At 42.1% G+C, this 22,801-nt stretch carries 19 protein-coding genes; 9 read left to right on the top strand and 10 right to left on the bottom strand.

All coding sequences use genetic code 11. From position 1 onward, the window contains the following. Positions 1-11 precede the first annotated feature (11 nt). The 7 genes from PCC7418_RS14975 to metK all read left to right on the top strand — a co-directional run bounded on the left by PCC7418_RS14975 (position 12) and on the right by metK (position 9,187). The gene (locus PCC7418_RS14975; protein WP_015227029.1) at positions 12-1,439 is read left to right on the top strand and encodes a Ni/Fe hydrogenase subunit alpha; all 1,428 of its coding nucleotides are present in this window, start codon (positions 12-14) and stop codon (positions 1,437-1,439) included. 363 nt (positions 1,440-1,802) lie between these two features. After that, positions 1,803-2,561 (top strand): MinD/ParA family protein, encoded by a 759-nt coding sequence (locus PCC7418_RS14970; RefSeq protein ID WP_015227028.1) that lies wholly within the window; start codon positions 1,803-1,805, stop codon positions 2,559-2,561. Positions 2,562-2,566: 5 nt separating this feature from the next. Continuing rightward, positions 2,567-3,607: a glutaminase A gene (gene glsA, locus PCC7418_RS14965; RefSeq protein ID WP_015227027.1), complete on the top strand. Its 1,041-nt coding sequence runs from the start codon at positions 2,567-2,569 to the stop codon at positions 3,605-3,607. After that, the gene (locus PCC7418_RS19535; protein ID WP_015227026.1) at positions 3,604-4,248 is read left to right on the top strand and encodes an FHA domain-containing protein; all 645 of its coding nucleotides are present in this window, start codon (positions 3,604-3,606) and stop codon (positions 4,246-4,248) included. The genes glsA and PCC7418_RS19535 overlap by 4 nt, the downstream gene beginning before the upstream one ends. A 116-nt stretch (positions 4,249-4,364) precedes the next feature. Then, complete coding sequence (locus PCC7418_RS14955; protein WP_015227025.1) at positions 4,365-4,940, top strand: DUF5132 domain-containing protein; 576 nt, start codon at positions 4,365-4,367, stop codon at positions 4,938-4,940. A gap of 102 nt (positions 4,941-5,042) precedes the next feature. Further along, positions 5,043-8,006: an HAD-IC family P-type ATPase gene (locus tag PCC7418_RS14950; RefSeq protein ID WP_015227024.1), complete on the top strand. Its 2,964-nt coding sequence runs from the start codon at positions 5,043-5,045 to the stop codon at positions 8,004-8,006. Beyond that, a complete protein-coding gene (gene metK / locus PCC7418_RS14945; RefSeq protein WP_015227023.1) occupies positions 8,003-9,187 on the top strand; it encodes a methionine adenosyltransferase in 1,185 nt (394 codons plus the stop codon). Before PCC7418_RS14950 ends, metK begins: the two co-directional genes overlap by 4 nt. On the opposite strand, the gene PCC7418_RS14940 is transcribed toward metK, so the two are convergent. Next, the gene (locus PCC7418_RS14940) at positions 9,096-9,626 is read right to left on the bottom strand and encodes a hypothetical protein (RefSeq protein WP_015227022.1); all 531 of its coding nucleotides are present in this window, start codon (positions 9,624-9,626) and stop codon (positions 9,096-9,098) included. The genes metK and PCC7418_RS14940 overlap by 92 nt on opposite strands. Before the next feature lie 50 nt (positions 9,627-9,676). Between PCC7418_RS14940 and PCC7418_RS21175 the strand changes: the two genes are divergently transcribed. After that, positions 9,677-9,805 carry a hypothetical protein gene (locus PCC7418_RS21175; RefSeq protein ID WP_255348263.1) on the top strand — a complete coding sequence of 43 codons (129 nt, stop codon included), beginning with the start codon at positions 9,677-9,679 and terminating at the stop codon, positions 9,803-9,805. A gap of 294 nt (positions 9,806-10,099) precedes the next feature. Here PCC7418_RS21175 and dndD read toward each other — a convergent pair whose 3' ends face one another. Continuing rightward, positions 10,100-12,085, bottom strand: coding sequence for a DNA sulfur modification protein DndD (gene dndD / locus PCC7418_RS14935; RefSeq protein ID WP_015227021.1), 1,986 nt, complete (start codon positions 12,083-12,085; stop codon positions 10,100-10,102). Positions 12,086-12,615: 530 nt separating this feature from the next. Continuing rightward, complete coding sequence (gene dndC, locus PCC7418_RS14930) at positions 12,616-14,166, bottom strand: DNA phosphorothioation system sulfurtransferase DndC (RefSeq protein ID WP_015227020.1); 1,551 nt, start codon at positions 14,164-14,166, stop codon at positions 12,616-12,618. An 86-nt stretch (positions 14,167-14,252) separates the two neighbouring features. Between dndC and PCC7418_RS14925 the strand changes: the two genes are divergently transcribed. Continuing rightward, complete coding sequence (locus PCC7418_RS14925; RefSeq protein ID WP_015227019.1) at positions 14,253-15,071, top strand: DNA sulfur modification protein DndB; 819 nt, start codon at positions 14,253-14,255, stop codon at positions 15,069-15,071. Positions 15,072-15,170: 99 nt separating this feature from the next. Here PCC7418_RS14925 and PCC7418_RS14920 read toward each other — a convergent pair whose 3' ends face one another. The 7 genes from PCC7418_RS14920 to PCC7418_RS14885 form a co-directional block, all read right to left on the bottom strand. Continuing rightward, positions 15,171-15,878: a M48 family metallopeptidase gene (locus tag PCC7418_RS14920; protein ID WP_015227018.1), complete on the bottom strand. Its 708-nt coding sequence runs from the start codon at positions 15,876-15,878 to the stop codon at positions 15,171-15,173. Between the two features lies 1 nt (position 15,879). Next, complete coding sequence (locus PCC7418_RS14915) at positions 15,880-18,912, bottom strand: type I restriction endonuclease subunit R (protein ID WP_015227017.1); 3,033 nt, start codon at positions 18,910-18,912, stop codon at positions 15,880-15,882. Positions 18,913-18,929: 17 nt separating this feature from the next. After that, positions 18,930-19,460 carry a hypothetical protein gene (locus PCC7418_RS14910; RefSeq protein WP_015227016.1) on the bottom strand — a complete coding sequence of 177 codons (531 nt, stop codon included), beginning with the start codon at positions 19,458-19,460 and terminating at the stop codon, positions 18,930-18,932. Positions 19,461-19,790: 330 nt separating this feature from the next. Continuing rightward, entirely contained in the window at positions 19,791-20,384 is a 594-nt protein-coding gene (locus PCC7418_RS14905; protein ID WP_015227015.1) for a hypothetical protein, read from the bottom strand. Positions 20,385-20,443: 59 nt separating this feature from the next. Continuing rightward, entirely contained in the window at positions 20,444-21,676 is a 1,233-nt protein-coding gene (locus PCC7418_RS19530) for a restriction endonuclease subunit S (RefSeq protein ID WP_015227014.1), read from the bottom strand. Between the two features lie 3 nt (positions 21,677-21,679). Then, on the bottom strand, positions 21,680-22,291 hold the full coding sequence (locus PCC7418_RS14890) for a type II toxin-antitoxin system PemK/MazF family toxin (protein ID WP_015227013.1): 612 nt from the start codon (positions 22,289-22,291) through the stop codon (positions 21,680-21,682). 1 nt (position 22,292) lies between these two features. Beyond that, a complete protein-coding gene (locus PCC7418_RS14885; protein ID WP_015227012.1) occupies positions 22,293-22,787 on the bottom strand; it encodes a type II toxin-antitoxin system antitoxin SocA domain-containing protein in 495 nt (164 codons plus the stop codon). Positions 22,788-22,801 lie beyond the last annotated feature (14 nt).

Raw genomic sequence — 22,801 nt, 5'->3', positions numbered from 1 at the left:
GGAGAAAAATAATGGCAAAAACAGTAACAATTGATCCCGTCACTCGCATCGAAGGTCACGCCAAAATCTCTGTCTATCTCAATGACGAGGGAAAGGTGGATAATGCCCAGTTTCATGTGGTCGAATTTCGCGGGTTTGAGAAATTCTGCGAAGGTCGCCCGATGTTTGAAATGGCAGGAATTACCGCCCGCATTTGTGGCATTTGTCCCGTGAGTCACCTCCTCGCTTCGGCAAAAACAGGCGATAAAATTCTTGCAGTCCAAGTTCCTCCAGCAGGAGAAAAATTACGACGGTTGATGAACCTCGGACAGATTACCCAGTCTCACGCCCTGAGTTTCTTCCATCTCAGCAGCCCTGACTTTCTCTTGGGCTTTGACAGTGACCCGCAATCGCGGAATGTGTTTGGTTTAATCCAGTCTGATCCCGAACTAGCGCGGGCGGGTATTCGCTTACGGCAATTTGGACAAAAAATTATTGAGATTTTAGGCGCACGGAAAATTCACGCTGCATGGGCGGTTCCTGGTGGTGTGCGGACTCCCTTATCGGAAGAGGGACGCAATTGGATTTTAGAGCGTCTTCCTGAAGCCCGACAAACCACAGAGCAAGCACTGGCGTTATTTAAGAAACTCTTAGACCAGTTTTCCACCGAAGCCGATGTTTTTGGCAAATTTCCCTCTCTGTTTATGGGGTTAGTCGCCCCTGATGGCACTTGGGAACATTATGGCGGTCAGATTCGCTTTATGGATAGCGAAGGCAATATTGTCGCTGATGGCTTACATGAGGACAATTACGCTGATTTTATCGGAGAAGCGGTTGAGCCTTGGTCTTACCTCAAATTCCCCTACTATAAACCCATGGGATATCCTGATGGGATGTATCGCGTCGGTCCTTTAGCGCGGGTGAATATCTGTGAACGGTTTGGCACAGAGGCTGCGGATCGAGAATTACAAGAATTGCGCGATCGCGCTGGGGCAAGAGTGGCCACCTCTTCTTTCTTCTATCACTATGCGCGGTTAGTGGAAATTTTAGGCGCGATCGACCGGATTGAACAGTTCATGTATGATCCCGACTTAATGTCGCCTCGGGTGCGTGCAGAAGCGGGGATTAATTCCTTAGAAGGCATTGGTGTCAGTGAAGCCCCCCGGGGAACCCTCTTTCACCATTACAACGTCAATGAAAATGGTCTGATTGAAAAAGTGAACCTGATCATTGCCACGGGACAAAATAACCTCGCCATGAATCGAACCATCACGCAAATTGCCCAACATTATATCAATGGCAATGAAATCGCCGAGGGAATGCTCAATCGCGTTGAAGCTGGGATTCGTGCCTTTGACCCTTGCTTAAGTTGTTCCACTCATGCTGTTGGTCAAATGCCCTTACAGATCCAACTCTTTGATCGCGATCGCGCTTTGGTTGATGAAGTCTATCGCGACTAACTCTCAAGCCTCTGTCTAATTAATTCCCAATCCTCAAATCTAAGTCGTCAGTAACGGCTTAGATTTACATTTTTTTGTACCTTTGATCTCTCTCTACGATTGTCTTGGGAAAGAGTACAACCTGAGCGTTCCTACTATTTTGTATCAAAAAATACAGTTGAATATTTTTATGATCAGTTATATTTAATTAAAGAAAATTATTTTTAAGTAATTATCGCGATCAAATCATTATTAATCAAATTTCCCTCGATTTTCCAATGCACCAACTGTTGGGATATTTGACACCTTAGAGCTTAATCTGGCTCTGGTTTTGTCGTGCTCGATCATCCATAAATTCTGCCTATTAAAAACCATAAATTCGGTATGCCAAAAGTAATTGCAATCCACTCCTATCGGGGGGGAACAGGTAAATCTAATTTCACGGCAAATTTAGCCACTGCCATGGCCTTACGCGGTAACCGAGTTGGCGTGGTCGATACAGATATTCCCTCTCCGGGCATTCATAGCCTATTGGGCTTAGAACCCGAACAGACTCACGCCACCCTCAATAATTATCTTTGGGGTGAAAGCCCCATTGAAGATGTGACTTATAACGTTAGTGCTTCTGTTGGCAAGGAGGGAAGCGGACAGTTATTTTTGATTCCATCCAGCATCAAACCAGATGACATTGCCCGCATTTTACAGCAAGGCTACGATGTCAAGTTAATGAATGATGGCTTACGTCAATTCGTAAAATCTTATCAACTGGACTACTTATTTATTGATACCCATCCTGGATTATCAAAGGAAACCTTTCTATCGATTTCTCTCTCCCATCTGGTGATTCTCATTTTACGACCCGATAAACAAGATTACCAAGGTACAGCAGTAACCGTTGATGTGGCGCGGGAATTAAATGTCCGCAAAATGCTACTCGCCATTAATAAAGTCCACAGTCGAATTGATCCTGATCTCGTTGTTCAAAAAGTCGAAGCCACCTATCAAGAATCAGTGGTGGGTGTGTTTCCGCTTTCAGAGGATCTCGTAGAACTGGCCAGTGAAGGGGTATTTTACAGCAAGTATCCCGAACATCCCGTTAGTCAAGAATTTCGTAAAGTTGCGCAGCGCATCGCGGAGGTATAGCTAAAATGTCACAAAACAAAACTGGAGATATTAAGTCGCTTGCTAACTCCATTAGCGCCGTTACTTCACCCTTTCGGAACTATCTCAATGACCTTTATGAGAAATATCGTTCCTTTAATGAAGGAAAAGTCGCTGACTATATCCCAGAGTTGGCAATCGCCAATCCTGAATCATTTGGTATTTGTGTGCTCACCACGCAAGGGCAACGTTTTGAAGTCGGAGACTGTAATGAATTATTTACCATTCAGTCGATCTCAAAAGCGTTTATCTATGGTTTAGCATTAGAAGATTATGGGCGGGAGTATGTGAATAGTAAGATTGGTGTTGAACCGACGGGAGAAGCGTTTAATTCCATTGTTTTGGATGAAGAGACGAACCGCCCTTATAATCCCATGGTCAACGCCGGGGCAATTGCTACAACTGATTTAGTGAAAGGCAAAGATGGAACTGAACGCTTAAAACGAGTTTTGGAAATGTTTAAGCGTTATACGGGGCGCGATCATGACATTGATGTTGCGGTGTTTTTATCAGAGAAATCAACCGGTCATCGCAATCGTGCCATGGCTTACCTGATGCTTAATTTTGGCATGGTCAGCGAAAAAATTGATGAAACTTTAGACCTTTACTTTCAACAATGTTCTATTCAGGTGAATGCTCGCGATTTAGCGATGCTATCGGCAACCTTAGCTAATGGCGGAGTTAACCCGATCACGGGACAGCGAGCACTGGATGAACATTATGTGCAAGATGTAATTAGTGTGATGCTAACCTGCGGTATGTATGACGGCTCGGGAGAGTGGGCGTACCGAGTGGGAATGCCAGCTAAAAGCGGCGTTGGTGGTGGCATTGCAGCCATTGCCCCCGATAAGATGGGAATTGGTACGTTCTCACCCCCCCTAGATTCCAAAGGCAATAGTTTCCGTGGCGTGAAAGTTTGCCAAGAGTTATCTGATGATTTTGGACTTCATCCCTTCAATGTGGCTTCCCCGAAGCAAGACTTGCAGGAATGGATTAATGGCAGTGATGATGTAGATGGTTGGCAATGAAAAATCCTTGGAAGGCTCTCAAACAGTATCTGAAGTTGGGTCAAAAGTCAGAAAACCTGCAAGCATCTGCTCCAGAAGATCCCAAAACCTCAATTTTACCTCCTGAAATCAATTTTCCTCCAGAAGAAACAGTGACGTTACCGGAAACGGTTCCCTATTTACTACATTTGCAGAGCGGTCGCCCGCTGAAAATTCCGGAAAATCAACTCACCATTACCCTTGGGAAAACTAGTCCTAACAATACCCCTGATATTGATTTATCCGATGTTACCAATGCAGCAGTTGTTTCTCGGAAGCACGCTCGGATCACAGTGGTGGGAGAACAATACTACATTGAAGATTTGGGAAGTTCCAATGGGACTTATGTCAACAATATCTTAGTCAAAGAAGGAGAGTCTCAAGATATTTCCTCGGGTGATTTGATTGCGTTTGGGAAAGAAGATAAGGTTGCTTTTATTTTCAAGTTGCCCGATCAACGTCGTCAAGAGAAAAATAAATTTGAGCAACAATTTCAAGATCTCAAGATTGAAATTGATCAACAAAAGCGTCAAAAAGATTTAAACATGGTCACTTCTAGTCGCTATTTTCAAGAGGTGAAGCAAGAAATAACAGAGGTGGATGTTGATGAATTTTGGAGTTAAGAAATGGTGCAGTGTTGTTAAAATTGACTTAGGCGCAAGAATTGCTCATTCACTTGTCCAGTGAGTGAGAAGAAAAGGCTGAGCTTGTTAACATTAAAGGTTTAAAGATTAATGCAATGATACGCCAACCCGAATCGGAAGCGACCAGCACGTTTGAAGAAATGGCGACCCTTTTTTTTGCCCCAGTGCTGAGGGTGAGTGCGGAAAATGTCGAACAACCGGCAGTGCGTGCATTCCTAAAAGCGGTCATTGCCCTCCAAGAGCGAGGGAAAGAAGCGTTAGCCCAACTCGAGGAAGCGATCGAAGATCTCCGCGCCGAAGTGGAAGCAGAGTTGGCTGAAGAAGGAGAAAACACGCCAGCACTCTCCAATCAAGAAAACTCCGTCTTTGCACAAATGATGATTAAAGGGATGTCGGAGTTAGATACCAGTTTAAGGAAAGCAACACAGGGGACAATTGATGCGCGATCGCTGCTGTCGATCTTATTCGCTGCCTTAGCCCTCCGACAACTCATTCTTAAAGGATTTCAATTTGATGATGTTCCTTGGTATGTCCTGGCTTGGTATGCTTTTGATAGTTTTATTAAACTTCATGATCATCAGCCTTTGATGTCAAAGGAAAATTCAACCGCGACCAGAGAACATCACGATAACGGTAATTCTGTAACTCAGGTTCGAGACTCCCCAGATTAAAAAGGCTATATTGGATAACAGTTCTCATAGTCCAAGTGTTTCAATTCTCTGAGTTCTCTGTGTCTCTGTGGTTCAATTAGCAACCGATCACTCTTAGCAAAATTGGTCAGCACTTCCGCAATACATCGTGTCAAAGGCAGAATCCGCTATAAAGTAGAGGGATTATATCGTTCCCAAGCCTTAGCGGATTATCTTCAGCAAGCCTTAAGCCAGCAAACTGGAGTTCAGGAGGTTAAAGCGAATTCTTTAACGGGTAATTTATTGATTCAGTTCGATCCGACTTATCCCGCTTCTGAGATTAAAACGCTCGTTGAAAACACGGTTGCAAGTTATCACTCGGGAGAAAACGTTTCTGCTGCAACTCCCGCGCCAAAACAACAAACGTCTTCTTCTCAAACCAAGGATTGGCATTTTTTAGAGATAGACAGAATTTTACAGGAGTTTGGAACCTCTCCAACCGAGGGCTTATGTGACAGCGCGATCGCGCAAAATGCTCAACAATATGGCTCAAATACCTTTGCTGAAGCCCAAGCTCGTCCCGACCTCGAAATCATCCTCGAACAGTTTAACTCGCTGCCTGTGGCTCTGTTAGGGGTGGCTGCGGGCATTTCTTTAGTGACGGGAGGAGTTGCTGATGCTTTAACCATTGCTGGAGTCGTCGGATTGAACGCCGTCATTGGCTACGTTACCGAAAGTCAGTCAGAACGCATTATTCAATCTCTCAAAAGTCAAGGGAAACCGATCGCGCTGGTCATTCGCAATGGTCAGGAAGAAACCATTGATGCGGGAGAGGGGGTCGTGGGGGATCTGTTAGTCTTGCGAACGGGCGATCGCGTGGCTGCGGATTCTCGTTTAATCGAAACCGATAACTTACAAATTGATGAGTCTCCTCTTACTGGCGAAAGTCTCCCTGTGACTAAAATTGCGACTTCCCTAGACCGTCAAGATGTTCCCCTGGCAGAACGAAAAAACATGGTGTATCGGGGAACATTAGTCACCGGAGGACAAGGAAAGGCGGTCATTATCGCAACGGGAAATCAAACTGAAATTGGTAAAATCCAAGCCATGGCGGGGGAAGCCATTGTTCCAGAAACCCCCTTACAACGACAACTAGACGAAGTGGGGGGACAACTGGTTTTAATTGGATCGGTGGTTTGCGCTTTAGAGTTTGGAATTGGGGTATTACGGGGACAAGGTTGGCTAACGATGCTCAAAAGTGCCATTTCTCTGGCGGTTGCGTCTGTTCCCGAAGGCTTACCCGCGATCGCGACCACAATTTTGGCTTTAGGGATTCAAGAAGCCCGTCGTCAAGGGGTTCTCATTCGGGGGATTGATGCGGTGGAGTCTCTCGGATCACTACAAACGATTTGCCTTGATAAAACAGGAACCCTCACTTGTAACCAGATGGTGGTGAAAGACGTGCGAGTGGGGATGAATGAAGTAAAATTTGCTGAAGATCGCTGTTGGTGGTGGGGAGACCGTAAAATTGACCCGTTAGACCATCAAGAAGTGGTTGGATTATTACAGGTGGGGGTATTGTGCAGTGAAACCGAGGTGACTCCTGCTGGCGATAGCTATGATTTGAGCGGTTCCGCTACCGAAAACGCCCTGGTGCAAATTGCGATTGATGCAGGGGTTGATCCGATTTCCTTGCGAGAAAAATTCCCTTTGTTAAAACTGAATGCGCGATCGGCGAATCATGAGTTAATGAGTACCCTGCACCGTTTTGGCAATGGCAAGGTTTTAATTGCTGTGAAAGGAAACCCCCATGAAATTATCCAACGTTGTCACTATCGATCGCGCGATGGAGAAATTACGCCCCTTACTCCGCAAGAAAAACGCACGCTACAAAATGCCAATGAACAGATGGCGGGAAAAGCCCTGCGGGTGCTAGGGTTTGCTTACCGTATGGCAGAAGACAGCATCTCAGAAACGGAGATGGAAGAAGATTTAATTTGGTTAGGCTTAGCGGGAATGGCGGATCCGATTCGGGAAGGGGTAACCGATGTCATTGCGCGTTTCCATGAAGCGGGGATTGATACGGTAATGATAACGGGAGATCAAGGGCCCACGGCTTACGCGATCGCGCGGGAATTACATATTGGACGGGATGGTCGTTTAGAGATTTTGGACTCTTCTGCATTAGGAGAATTGAATCCTGAAAAACTAGAAGCCCTTGCCAATAAAGTGGATGTCTTTGCGCGGGTTAGTCCCGCCGATAAACTGAATATTGTGCAAAGCCTACAAGCTGCGGGAAAAATTGTCGCCATGACGGGAGATGGAATTAATGATAGTCCCGCTTTGAAAGCTGCTAATGTCGGGATTGCGATGGGGAAAGGCGGTGCAGATGCAGCCCGAGAAACAGCAGATGTCATTTTAGAAGATAATGCCTTGGAAACCACGATCGCAGCGATCGCGCAAGGACGCGCCATTTATAGCAATATCCGCAAATCCTTACATTTTCTTCTCGCTACCAATCTCAGCGAACTGGCGGTGATGATTGTGGGGACAGCAGCAGGGTTTTCTGAACCGTTGAACACCATGCAATTATTATGGCTAAACCTCGTTACCGATGTCTTCCCCAGCTTAGGATTGGCTTTAGAAACCCCTGAATCCAATATTCTCAACCAACCTCCGCGCGATCCGGATGAACCGATTCTCTCCCAAGCTGACTATGAACGGATTGTCTTAGAATCAGCGGTTCTCTCCATTAGCGCCCTTGGGGCTTACGGCTATGCGTTAACCCGACATGGCCCTGGATCTCGCGCCAGCACGGTGCTCTTTATGGGATTAACGATCGCGCAGATTCTCAATGCTTTAAATGCCCGTTCCACCCAGCCTTCCTTATTGGGCGGAGAACCTCGTCCTGATAATCCGTATCTGGATGCTGCGGTGTTGGGATCTCTCGCCTTACAACTGTTACCCCTGTTTGTTCCTCCCCTTAGACAATTATTGCGCTTAGGACCGTTAGATCCCATTGATACGGCTGTGATTGCGGGGTGCGCTCTCCTTTCCTTAGCCGTAAATGAAGCCACCAAAACCATTGAACTTCAGGAGGCACAATGAAAAAAGACTTTATGTTCACCTCCGAGTCCGTCACTGCGGGTCATCCTGATAAACTCTGTGACCAAATTAGTGATGCGATTCTCGATCGCTGCTTGCAACAAAATCCTAAATCCCGCGCGATCGTCGAGTCGGCTGTTTCCGCTGCCATCTTGTTTCTGGCTGCTCGGTTTGATGCGGATCTCAGCATTGATTTCACCACCATTGCGCGAGAAGTCATCGACAGCGTGGGGTATCATCGCACCAGCTTCAGTGGCAAAAACTGTTCCATTCTCAGTAGTTTAGACGAAATGTCTCCCGAAAATAACTTTGATGAGTCACAACTGTCTGACGCGGAAATAGAACAGATTACCGCCCGCGATCAAGCAACGGTTTTCGGTTTTGCTTGCGATCAAACCCCAGTCCTGATGCCAATACCGATTTGGCTTGCCCATCAACTGGCGCGACGACTGCACGAAGTTCAATTACAAAACATTCTCCCTTATCTTTCTCCTGATGGTAAAACGCTGGTTGGGGTGGAGTACCAAAACCGCGAACCGAAACGCATTCACAGTATTACAATTTTAGCCAGTCAGAATGATCCTGCTGCTGCCAGTTTGAAACAACTGCGAGACGATATTCGCCAAACTGTTGTTGAACCCGTCTTTGCAGAACAAACGATTCAACCTGATCGAGACACTAGAATTTATATTAATCCAGAAGGGCTTCTCAGTCCAGGGGGGCCTGAAGTTCATGCGGGGTTAACGGGACGAAAAAACGCGATCGATACTTATGGGGAATATGCTAAACATAGTGGTGCAGCCCTCAGTGGGAAAGATCCCACCCGCATTGATCGTGTGGGGGCGTATGCTGCTCGGTATGCAGCCAAAAATGTGGTTGCAGCGAATCTGGCGCGAGAATGTGAAGTGCAGTTAAGTTATTCGTTGGGATTATCTCGTCCTGTGAGTATTCAAGTGGAAACGTTTGCTACAGGAAAGATTTCAGAAGAAGAAATTGCTCGCCGTTTAGAACAGCATTTTGAGTTTCGCCTCGCGGGGATTATCAAACAATTGCAGCTGCGATCGCGCCCCTCCCTTTCCGAAGATGGCTTTTTTAGGAAGCTGGCTGCCTATGGTCATGTTGGACGGAGTGATCTTGATTTACCCTGGGAGATGACGGATCGCGTTGATTGTTTGCAGGACTAGCTTCAGACTGATGACGAGACACTTGGGCTTGTCGCTCTTGATAGAGTTGATCACAGTGCAAAGCCCATAATGCCCCAATACTGGCGGTGAGAGACCCAGCAATCACAGCCGAAACGGCCCAACCGGAAGGGCCCAGCCAATCTGAAATTTCCCGCGCGATCGCGGCGGTGGCTTCGGCGACTAAATAAGCAGCCCCCGTGGCTGTCACCGTCACTAACCCTAACTCCGCCAGAATTTCTAATAATTCCTTTTGAGTTAAATCTTCTTCAAAATAAATCTTCCAAATCGTGCCGTACATTAAGACATCCGACACCGCTAAAAGCACTTGTTTGGGAACTTCCACCCCTGGGGTAGCAGCCATAGAAACCGCTCCTCCACCAGTCGCATAACCCGCAATGGTCCATGCTGCTTCTAATCGTTTTTTTCCGAGGTCAGTCATGATTTGATTGGAATCAGTTTTTGTGTATTTTGGGAAGGAAAAGATAGTGTGTGGAAATTTGCAGTCGCGCTTCCTTGGTGATGGCGGAAAGTCGCACGCAACATCCCACTGGTAATATTTTAACTGTAGTTTACTGGGGATTGATTTGGGACGTTATCGCGATCGCATTGCCTTTTTAGCTGCATCTTTGAGCAAAGGTCTCGCGCATCCTACGACCACAATCTCCGATTTGGTCGGTAGTTAGCGAGACCAGTACTGTGCTATCATGAAAGTACCTGTACGACTTCCACTTTGATTGGCTAGTACGACAGTTTGACTGGAGAGAGAAATCATCTCCAGTTGATCTATGGCAAAAGTCCCTAGATTCAACCGAGAATGGCGGTTTTGGTCTGGTTAAAGGATTAAAAGAAGCTACGACTACAATCTTTGATTTAGTCGATAGTCCATTCACATGATGCAACTCAATCATGAATCTAATTTTGTGCAAAATCAAAATACCCCGTTTTCACTTGGGTTTCTCCGTTGGCTTCGTCATAGTGGAGTTGATATTGGTGCGCGATCGCGCTTTGTTCATTTAATTGTTCATATTCCACTTGTCCGATTTCTGTATCTGTAGAGAAGAGAATCACTTGATGAGAGGCGCTGGGAAAATAGCGTTCCACAAGATTATGACGGTGAGACGAATCTAAACGCCCTAAGGGAGTATCAATCGCAATCGGAAGCTGACGGTGGGACACTCGCGCTAACCCCCATAAGAATGCAATGGCGAGGAGTTGTTTTTCCCCTGCTGAGAGGCGATGTTTGGGGAGGGGTTTTCCGTTTGGATCGAACAGGGAAAGGCGAAAGGTTTGGCTGTCGATGCTGACGCGATGGACTAAATCGGATTTATGGAGTAAATATCGGAAACATTCAGTGACTTCAATTTCCAGTTTATTTAGCTTCTTAAGGGTGAGTTTTTCTTTAAATTGTTCGAGGGTTTTTTGTACTTTTGCCGCGGACTGAATAATATGTTCGTTATTGCGTTGATCAATGGCTTCTTGACTGTAACTTTCCAGTTGTTTTTGAGTGGCTTTGATTTCATCTGCGAGTGCATTGAGATGGCGTTTTCCCGCTTCCCAAGCGTGTTGGGCTTTGGCGCGTTTTTCTTGCGCTGCTTTTACCGCATCTTGCAGTTTTTGATAGGCTTCTGGAGAGGCTGCATTTGCTAACTCGCGATCGCTGCTGTCAATTTCTGAGGTAATTTCTTGCAGTTTCTCTTGCCTAATTTTAAGGTCTTTCACTTGGTTGGGAAGGCGATAGTCAAGGACAGTATTGAGGAGGTTTATAGTATCTTGATCGGGGCGTAAATAAGGAGATCTTTCGGGGTTGAGTTTGGCTTCTACCTCTTGATTTTGTTCTTGGAGAAAGCCCGAAATTTTATCCACTTCTGTTGCAGAAATCGCCAGTTGATGGAGATAATCAAGGAGTGCGCGATCGCGCTGTTTAATGACATCTTGAGTCAGTAAGGCTTGTTGATACTCTAATTCTGTTTCTCCCTGTGTTTTTGCTGCTTCTAATAAGGGTGTAATTAAAGCTAACGGTAACACATCCGCAGCTAAATCTCGTAGTGCATCTTTTTCTCTAGCTTCATCGTTTTTGAGTTCATTGATCTTTCGTTCTAATTGCGACTGTTGAGAGGCAATTTTACCCCCTTCTGAGATAAAGTTTTCGGATGCAAGACGATAATTTTCATTTGCTTTTTTAAGGTCTGCTTCTAGCTGATGAAATTCGGCTTCTGCTTGCTTATATTCCTTCTTTTGTTCATTCAGTTTGCTTTCAATTTCTTCTAAAGTTTTCAGCGTCGTTTGATTTGCCAGTTGTTTCCGCTTGCGATTGACTAAAACCTCTAAATCTTCCCCTAACTTTTCCGCTAATTCTAATCCCAGTAACGCTTGAATTGCCTCTTTCACTTGTGGCGGGGGAACGTCTAATTCTGCGAGTTCTTTCACTTGTTCCCCATCAAATAAAAACAGATTAGAAATGCCTAAGGGGAGTAAGTTTTCGATATATTCATCCCAAGTATTCGTCAGAGCGCGATCGGGCCAATCATCCACTAAAATACTTAACGTATCCTTATTATCTCCCTTTTGCCAACTGCGCGTAATTCTAAAGACAACTAACTGATTATCTAATATCTCTTCAAACGCCAATTCAATGCGAGTTTTATCCTCACTATGACGATTCACTGCTTGGGATAAAAAGTCACTATAACTCAGATTTCCTCGTGTGGAACATTGCGCCCGTTGTCCATAAAACGCGAGACGAATTGCATCCATAAAGGTTGTTTTTCCACCGCCATTCATTCCCCCAAATAAGATAATCGGGCGGACTTCTTCCTCATCCGCATTGGGGGTTAAATCAACCACTTGGCGACCGCGATAGGGACCAAAATTTTCGAGAACGAGTTCACGTAAGATCACGAGAAAGGTTTCAGAGTAATAACGACATCCCTCTATTGTAATCTAAGTGAGAATTATTGATCCGAATTTTGCCCAGAAAACTTAATATTTGCGCAAGTGAGTTGCTTCACTTTTTCTGCAAAGAATTAACCGAGATTGCTGGTACTGATAACGTCGAGATTCTACCATTTTCTCTCAATCAATTAATACCATTTTGATAAACTGGCGCTACATACCGATCCCCCAAACCCCCTTAATAAGGGTGGCGAAGGGGGGATTTACTGTAACTTTACTTGTTGAAAATGGTGTAACAGAAAGATCAATTGCAGATTGTTTAAAAACTAGACCCTTGCTAGGGTTGGGTTTCGTCACCTCAACCCAACCTACGTTCTTTGAAAATCGTGTTTACATGACGACTATAGGAATCCTAAATCAATGGTCGATTGCGTTTTTCCCTAGCCCAGAATTTTGGGAGATTAGTCAACTTTTTTTGAATGATTTAGAACTGCTACATAAGGACGACAGTCTTTCTATTCTAATCTTTTTGGGAATTATTGATCCGAATTTTGCCCAGAAAACTTAATATTTGCCCAAGTTAACTGCTTTACTTTTTCTGCATCTTTTTCCTCCACTGCTGTTTTCAAATCTCGTTTCAAGTGTGCATTTTCAATGGCTTCTTCTTTACTGCGGGAACTGGTTTCAAAGCATTTTTCTAAAGATTGATAAATTCCTGAACGACGGGACTTTGTATGATATTGGCGTTCGGTATCTAACAGTTTTGCCATCAATTCTAAGTGCATTTCATCTTCACAGAGTTCTTCTAATACACCCCATTCATCACTCCCTAACACATGATTGGTTGCACCTAAACGGTTGTCTCGAAATGTTTCACCCGTTACTTCTTGATAAATGCGAGGAAGACTATCATCAAATTCGTGTTTTTCTTCTAACCAAATGCGACGAATTTCACTTAATTCTTCTGCTTGAATTAAAGTAATATCTTCCATACCTGAAGGGGCATTTTTTCGCACTTCCACTTGGGCTTCTAAAACTCGTCTTAACCAATATTCTCGCCAATATTTAGTATAAGGGCCAGGTATTGGTTTAATCGAGGTTTCTCCATCCCCTGTATTGCGTTCAAAAAGTTCAACCTTGCCATAAATACGGCGAAAATCTCGGCGATCATGATCATTTTCAACATCTAATTCATTACGAATATCTAACAACGGTTGCATCCATTCTTTTTCTTCGTCATTTTGAATCATTGCCTCCATTGATTTATCTTTACTGACCATTGTGCAAACCCAACAGCCAAAGCGGGAGTCACCACAACTCGGCGTAGAAGTATCAACCACTAATGGACATTCATTATCTGCAGTTGCGCCTTGATACATAGAAAGTAAGTCTTTATTATCGCCTCCCCAAGGATTTTCCCATTGCATTAAATACATCCAGACTTCATTAGTTTGCCAATCTTCAATGGGAGAATAAATTAAAGAATTGGGTAAGCGACTATTAGGAGTTAAATGTTCCCGTGTTTTTTTCTCTTGATGTTTATTGATTGTTCTTCTACGAGTAATACTTTCTGTTTTACGACTTCCTAAAACAACAATAACTTCTCCACTAGCTCTTATCGTTTCTCTGATAAAGTGATTTACTGGTTGGATCTTCATTCGATCAGTACACCAACGGAAACCTTGACGAGGTGCTGGGTATCCTCTACCAATTAAACATACCCAGAAAGTTTGTTGAATAGAGGGATGAAGTAGATGAGGCTGAATAGGAAGGTCTTTAATTTTAGCTGTTTCATCTAGTTTTTCTAAAGACTTGCGAACCCAAGTAGAAACGATAGGATTTTCAACTAAAGTATCAGTAGTAATGATGTGAATTGTTTTATGTCTTTTTTCAACTGGTAGAGCAGCGATCGCATTCCAGATTAGTTGTAAAACTGTACTTGAATCCTTACCCCCACTATAGCCAATAACCCAAGGTATTTCATCGAGAAGATAGAGTTGTTGAATCTCCTGAGTTAGGATTTCAACATCTTCTACCAATTCAGCAGCAGTACGTGGTGGAAAAATTGATTTTTGGTTATTAACCATATTTTTTACTTCTTAATGTTTCAGTTCCTTTCACAGCTTTAAATTAACTGCTATTATATAAAACTAGTGATCAAAATTAGATAAAGATGTTTGATAGTCATTCCCACTTATCTTCAGCAACAGAGCAATTAAATCAAGTTCTCAGTTCCTTGCTCGCTCAATACCATCGTAAAAAATGTTACATTGGTCTGCGCTTTGAACAAGGGAAGCGGGACATGATCCAAATTAACGTTCCAGCCAATCAGATATCTACCCTGCTTCAAGAAAAGCCATCCAGTAATAATGATCCAGATTCGGGTAAAAATCGCCCAGAAATTAAAGGACACGCTCAGGAAGTTAAAGATTACATTATCAAAAGAATTCAACAAGATAAACCTTGGATACTAGGGACTCTCACTGCTAATGTTAACCCAGAAAAGCTAGAAATCATTGATTTAGGGCGTGGTATTTGTTTAGCTATCCTTGATCAAAGTGTCAAACTAGAAATTACTGATGGACAGCATAGAAAACGCGCAGTCAAAGAATTACTAGAAAGTCCTGATGCAGAAGAACTGGGATTTGCAGAAAATAATATCCCTATCACATTAGTTCTAGAAGCAGACTTCCGTCAATGTCAAACGGATTTTAGAGATATGGCTCAATCGCGAGGACTTGACAAATCTTTGCTTCTATCCTTTGGAGAATATGAAGGTCAAATTGGAATTACTAAACACTTAGTTGAGAAAGTTGGTATATTTTACGGCAAGACTGAGAAAGTAAAAGATTCAATATCTAGTAAGAAAAAATTAATTTACACTAACAACTTTATTGCGAGAGCCGTCAGTTGTTCTTTTACTAACGATCCTAGTAACCAATTAGAAAATTTTGACACTAAAATAAGTTTATTGACTCATATTATTGATTAATCTTAATCTTTTCACTATTAATTTGAAATTGGGGATTGGAGTAAAAAGGATTCTTATCATTAAATGAATAACCAACATTTGAAGTAATTACAGAATTTTCTAACAATCAGTTTCAATGGGAGTCTGATTTAATTCCTCGCGACAGCTTCGCCAGTTGGGTAGAAACTGATCCATTAATTTGCGAAAGTTTTGGTTATGATATCGTTCAAAAAAATGTGTCATTTCATGGACTACCACGTACTCTAAACAGGAGGGTGGTTTTTTGGCAAGTTCTAAGTTTAACCAGATGCGTTGCGCTTGAATGTTACAGGTTCCCCATTTGGTTTTCATTCGTTTGATTCCCCAATCTTTGACTTCCACTTCCATGATTTTTTCCCATTTCTCAATTAGTTTGGGAAGTTCGGTTTTTAAGTGTTGGCGATACCAGTTTCTTAATATTTCTCGCCGTTTTTCTTCGCTGCTTCCTTCCCTGACGTACAGATCAATATAGGTTTTATTTCTAATTTTAACTTCGGGGGCGCGATCGCGATAGATAACGTTTAATAAATAACGCTGTCCTTGAAAATAATGGCTTTCTCCAGACACCAGTTTCCGTTGCGACTGGCGGGGTTGGGCGATAATTTTAGCTTGGTTTTTCTTAATCCAATTGAGTCGGGAAATGGCGAACAAGCGCACGGATTCATCATCAAGATGTAAGGGTGCGGAAATGCGAATTTCTCCGTCGGGAGGATGAACGGCTAAATGCAGGTTTTTGATTTTTTTGCGGGTGACGTTGATGGTCAGGTCGCCAATTTCAATTTGGTGCATTTTAATAGTCGTTTTGTTTTTTCGCTAGTTCAAAGATTCGATTGAGGGTGTCTTCGTTGTCGATATGTTGTTTAATTGCTCTTCTGACTTGACGCTCTTTTATTCTATTCCCTCGCCAGCCGTCTTTTTTTGTGGTTTTGATGGCTTGGTCAATGGCTAAAGCAAGGGCTTCGTCTTGGTCTAAATTGTCATAAAGGGCGCGTTTGGCTGCGGTGTCTAATGGGGCTGGATAGTTGGAAGACTGATTCGGTTGGATGACTTGTTTGCTGAGTTCGGTTATTTGTTTCAGATAGGTTTCGTAGTCTTGGGCTTCTTGTTTTCTGTCTTCGATTAATTGTTCCAAAAGTTCGGACATTTGTTCGTAATATTTGGGGTTGGTGGGTTGTTCGTCGGTTATAATTTTTCTCAGGTTGTTTTCGATGGTTTCAGCGACGGCTTCGGGGTTTTCTTTGATTCCTTGGGGAAGATAATCAAGGGCTTCTTTTCCCCGTTGGACGATTAATTGGACTAGGGTGAGGTCATCGAGGGCGGTAATTTTTGCGCTGTCTTCTGCGCCGATGTAGGTATCAATTAAATGGCGCATGGCGGGTTCGTAGCTTTTGAGGTCGATATAGTCGCCACTGGCGAGTTTGACGGCTTGACGGGCTTGTTCGTAGTGTTTGACTTTGGCTTTGATTTGGGATGCGTCTTGGGGGGTGTAACCAACTTTTATCATGTCGTTGGCGAGATTGGCATAAGCACGAACTAGAGAGGCGGTATATTTGTAGAGATCATGGCGTTTGTGTTCGTTGGCTTTTAGCTGGTCTTGGTTGGGTTCGTGCGAACCACAAAAGTAACGGATATAGGCGGGGGTGTCTTTGGGGGGTGCGACGGGTTCACATAAAATCCTAATTTGTTCTAGCATTTCTTTAAGACGATCTTTTGCGGTTTCAAGGCGATCGCTGAGTAAGTCTTTAATATCAGCGCGATCGAAGTTTTCTAAGGCTTCGCTGGTATAATCAGTAATGGATTTTTCTAAACTCTTAAAGAGGTCTTGATAGTCGATAATATAGCCATATTCTTTATCTTCTCCGTCTAAACGGTTCACGCGACAAATGGCTTGGAAGAGTCCATGATCTCGCATGGTTTTATCAATATAAAGATAAGTGGCTGAAGGCGCATCAAAGCCTGTTAATAGTTTATCTACGACAATTAACAGCTTCATTTGTGCGGGGTTTTTCACAAATTGTTCTTTCACCTCGTCTTCAAATTTTGCAGGGTCTTTTCCTCCCAGCATTCTATTATAGATTTCATATTGTCTCAGTTTTTCTGTGCGTTCATCTTCTCCTGTGGTTTCCCCTTTGATATCTTTGGCGGAAGGTTCATAAGAAGTAATAATGGCGCATTTGGTAAAACCTTGATTTTGAAACAGTTCATAATATTTACAGGCTTCATAAATGCTTCCAGCGACTAACATGGCGTTCCCGCGTCCACTTTTGAGACGATCTTTTGTGGCGAAATCGAAGATAATATCAGCGACAATTTTTTCTAGTCTGGATTTAGAACTGAGGAGTTTTTGCATTGTTCCCCAGCGTTTTTTGAGTTCGGTTTTAGCGTGTTCGGTTAAGCCTTGCGTTTGGATGTCAAACCATTGATCTATTTTATGTGGGGAGGTAATTTGTTGATTCACTTGACGGGCTTCATAGCGTAAATCTAATACAACTTTATCCCCAGCAGCTTCATCAAATTTATAGGTGTGGATGTATTTTCCAAAGACTTCGATGCTTTTTTGTTTATCCTTTTTTAGGAGAGGTGTTCCTGTAAAGCCAATGAATAACGTATGGGGTAAAATTTCTTTCATGGCTTGGTGGAGTTTCCCTGATTGAGTGCGATGACATTCATCAACAAAGACGTAAATCTCTCCTTTTGCTTGGAAGTCTGGGGGAAGATTGCTTTTTAATTCTTCAATATAATTGTCATAATCAGCTTTCTGATTGCGTCCAAATTTATGAATCAGTGAACACATCAGGGAGGGGGTGGTTTGATTGAGTTTATTTATTAAGTCTTTTCCGCTTTGGGTGCTGGTGATTTGTTCTTCGACTCCTGAGAAAACGCTTTCGACTTGTTTGTCGAGTTCGTCGCGATCTGTCACGATTAAAATACGAGCGTTGGGATTATATTCTCGTATCCATTTGGCTAGCCAAACCATGGTTAGGCTTTTGCCACTGCCTTGAGTATGCCATATGATTCCCCCTTCTCGGTTTTTAATATAATTTTGGGCGTTTTTTACGCCGAAGTATTGGTTATGGCGACAGAGTTTTTTCTTTCCTTTGTCGAAGACGATGAAGTCGTGGATGATTTCTAATAATCGCTCTTTTGTACAAAGTTGGGATAAACTACGCTCTAGGGGGTTTTCGATGTCGCTGTCTTCTTTCCAAGTGAGATAATATTTTTCGGGGGTTTCAATGGTTCCGTAACGTAGTCCTTGGGTATCATTTCCTGCCATAATGAGTTGTATTGTGGCAAAGAAGGGTTGGATAAAGTGGGATTGTTGATTGTCTAGGTTTTGACGAATTCCTTCGGAGACGCTGACGGTGCTGCGTTTGAGTTCTAAAATTCCTAATGCGATTCCGTTGATGTAGAGAACAATATCGGGACGTTTTTTGTTTTCTCCTTTGATGGTGACTTCTTCTGCAATTCCAAAGTGATTGTTTTCGGGGTGATTCCAATCAATTAACCAGACGGTTTCGGTATTTGCGCCAATTTCGGGTTTGATTTTTACGCCATAACGGAGACTGCTATAGACGGTTTTGTTGAGTTCGTAGAGGGTTTGATTTTGGTTGGTGACGGTTTTATTGAATTGCGCGATCGCTTTTTTGATTAAGGTGTCGCTGTAACCTTGTTGTTTCAGGAAGGGATGGAGATAGTCGGGTTCGAGGTTACGGTTGTTTTTGCGGTCTTTCCAGTTTCCTAAATAATTGTAATGGAGATGATGCTGGAAAAGTTTGATGATGCGGTTTTGGGTGATCCGTTCTTTACTTCCGACTTCTGACATGAGAAACTGGTTTTTCGCTAGGAGTTAGGAGGGAGGATATTAACGAGGTTTACTAAATCAATCTCAAGGTCGTGAGTTAGTTTAGAAATAACCTCGGAGTAATCCCAAACTGTGATTTGCTTATTAGACAAAGTAAGAATATCTTTGGTATTCTCTGTGAGAATTATAACCCGCTTGTATTGACCTGATAATTTAAGATTGATGGCTTGTGCGACTAAAATCCCGTCATTACTGGGGATGGTTGAGGCGAATTGCTGACCCTGCGATTTTAAGTCTTCTTCTATGACGATGGATAAACTGCGATCGCTGTCATTGAGGGGAATGATTCTATCTTGTCGTTTGAATTTATTCAGTTTAGAAATGCTTTTAATGAAATCTCGTTTTAAGAGTTCTTCTTTTAATTCAATTTCAATAATTTCTGGGACTAAGATGCTAATTCCTTCTGCTTTTGCAAAGTTATTTAATAGAGAAATTTGTTCTTGATAGGTGTTTCTTTGATGGACAAACTTCCCCAGTGGTCCGCTATCTAATAGGATTGCACAATTCATTATTGGCTAAGGTAGCGAGTTTACTCTACCATTTTAGCCTCATGGAATAATAAATTAATTAGTAAGAATTGTAAATTAATCCCCCTTAGCCCCCCTTTGAAAGGATTTTAGGCTCATGGAATAATATAGCAATCCCATAAGAAAGAATTGTAAATTAATCCCCCCTAGCCCCCCTTTGAAAGGATTTTAGGCTCATGGAATAATATAGCAATCCCATAAGAAAGAATTGTAAATTAATCCCCCCTAGCCCCCCTTTGAAAGGGGGGAACGGTTCATTAACTTTTTACATAAGATTTAGAACTGCTATCAATCAATTAGTAAGAATTGATTCTAAGTTAGTTTCTGTCTAGCTTCCTGAATTTGATCTAAGGAGATTTTACTGTATGCTGATTGCTGTTGAGACTGAAATTGATTTATTTCTGCTTGAGTCACCACACGAATCAGGTTTTCTGTTACGGTTTCTAAATGGATTAAGGTTTTTTGAAAAAGAGATAAGTTTTTATAGGATTCGTTGGCGGTGGGGTCTAACCATGACAGTTTTTCGTCAACTTCAACTAGAGAATATGAGGTGATTTCCAATTGATCTGAAGCGAGATTGGAAAGTTGATTCAGTTCTTCTTTTGTAAAATTAGAGGGTTTTTTGGAGATTTGGGAAGCAATATAAGCAATGAGATTAGAGAGTTGACATAAACGTTGGACTAACTCCCGATTACGATGATGTAAGTCAGCTTGATTGGTATCGCAGGGAAAATCTGATTCTCCACGATTGGGTATGGAATCAACAGGAAGATTTCCCCACTCTCCGAGAAGGTCAGTTAATTCCTGTGAATGAGGTAAGGTGCTGATAGACATGGTTGTTGCTTCCCCTCCTTCGTACTGACGGCTAAAAAAGAAAGAGGTACTTTCTAGCTTGTCAGTTATCATGTTACACGCTCTCCAGACATTTATGTACAGACTATGGTTCTGTGTATTGCCTTTAACTTTTAGCTTTTTGGGATGAGTCGGGTTTTTCCTGTGAGGAGTTCTTGCATCATTCCTTGTTTGATGGCTTTATATTTGTCTCGCTTTTTTTCTAAGGCTTCGATTTCTGCATCCATATCTGTTAGGATTTGCGCGATCTGTTTTTGTTCTGGTAGTGAATTAGCTACAAATAAAGGAAAGTTAAAAATATCATTTGAATTAACAGCCGTAAATGTACTTCCTTGACCAATGGTTTCCCAAGTAGCTTCCTTAAATATCATTAAATAGAAAAAATATAGTTTATTAATATTTTTAGCTTTGAATGAACACGCACCTCTTCCAAGACATGAATCATAAGAAGCAATACCTATTGCACCAATGGGCGCGCGAACTGTCATAATAACATCGCCTTGATTACATAATTTTGTAACTTGGCTAGTCCAAACTCTTTTAATAGTTTTTCGATTACTAATATCCGCATTTCCTTGAATTAAAGGAACTCCTTTTTCCTCAGTATTATATGTTTTAGAATCAGGAGATTGCCCCATTACTACTTCTACTAAATCTCCCAATTTCTTAACTTCCCATTCACCACAAAAACCAGGGAGGCGTTTTTTTCCTGTCAGCAGTTGTTGCATTGTTCCCTGCTTGAGGTTACGCTTTTTGTGGATGAGTTTATCGAGGTGCGCGATCGCGCTATCTACATCACTCAACACCTGCGCGATCTTTTCTTGTTCTTTTTTAGTAGGAGGTAAAGGAATTTTAAACTCTTCTATTCTACTTAGTGCTAATTTAGGTTGAGCGCCAACTGTTTTTACAGATTCAATATAGGTTTGTATTCTAGAAGAAAGTAATTGGTATAATAAAAAATCTTTATTACATTTTATATTAGTCAATCGATCAGCATTTTCCGTTAAGTTAGCACCATTTAGTTCGGTGGGAATTTTTCCTACTATTCCTAATGTACCTGCAACTGAAATAAATAAATCATCTTGATAAATACGGTAATTTTTAATCAAAGGAAAAATTTCATTAGGAACGTACTTGATATGATCTAATAAAATTCCTCCCTCAAACATATCTGAAACTTTAATATAAGGATGTTGAGTTTTTTTGTCTATAAGTGATTTACCTTTCGGTAGTCGTCTTCCTCCTTTTACTTCTGCTATTTCTGATATTTTTTTAATTTCCCAATCTTCAGGAATAACCCCAACTTCTGTTAACTTATACCCCTCTTTTACTTCCTGACCTTCCATTATTCAACTCTCCCCTATTTCATCCAATAAATCATTTAAAGTCGATTCTTTTTCTTCCCCCTGCAAAAAGCCAAAAATCTGTTTGACCAATTCAGGAGACGCATTATCTCGCAACCAATCCTCATCGGGATTAGTATTAATATTAAGGTAATAAATCAAAGTCTCCTCAATTTCTTCTTTATCCTCTTTACTCAATTCACCCATCCGAACTAACCAATCTCCCTGACTATCTTTGAAACAATTCCCGTCAACCGTACAAATTTGATGCACCAACGCATAAGATGTTTTTTCTAGTCCATTCTGTTTGGTTTTTGTAATAGGATAGGTGGTCGATAAACCTGCGAATGTCGTTTGTGATGTAAGAGGAATGGCGGTAAAAGTTTGAATATAATTCTCTTCCTCTTGAAACTGATCATTTGTCCAAATCAAATAAGGATGTTCTCCTCGTAAGACTCGACTGGAGTTAATGGAAAGATTACAACCTGAACGCTTACAAATAAGTTCCCCAGGTGCTTCTAAATCATAAAAATATTGATGACCTCGCCGACAACGTAAAGAAACACGATAAGGATTAATCATATAAATCCATCCCTGTCTGGGTCGCTGTCCCGCCATTCTATACCCCTAACTCTTCTCTTACTTTTTCATGTTCTAAATGAAGATTCAAAGGGGCTTTTTCTTCTGGGGAATGTTTCGCTTGAGCAGAAATCATCGGCTCGGTTTGATAAACATATTTGAGTAAAGCACTCATTTTGTCTGCACTCAGACCCGCCCATTCTTTCTGAATATTTCTTAACATCAATTCTAACCCTTTGGAAAATTGTAAGTCTTTCATTTCAGGACAGTTTACACTCGGTTGAATGAAAACACCATTTCCCTGTTGAACGATTTTTAAGACTTCATCTTGACTCAACTGATCTAAAGCGCGATCAATCTCTTCATTCCAAGGTCCGTATTGGTAATAACGCCATTTGAGATCAGTTAGCTGTTTTTCTGTCCACTTCACCGCCGACAAATCTGCAAGATATAAAAACTTAACTAATTGGGTTTTGGTGATGTATCCTTTGGTTTTACAGACAAAAAATATAATCAGTTTTTCTAACATAGACATATTGACCTCTTTCA

The organism is Halothece sp. PCC 7418 (genome assembly GCF_000317635.1).
Taxonomy (GTDB): domain Bacteria; phylum Cyanobacteriota; class Cyanobacteriia; order Cyanobacteriales; family Rubidibacteraceae; genus Halothece.
Note: the sequence above shows the minus strand (reverse complement) of the source record. Positions and strands in the feature narration are given on the sequence as shown.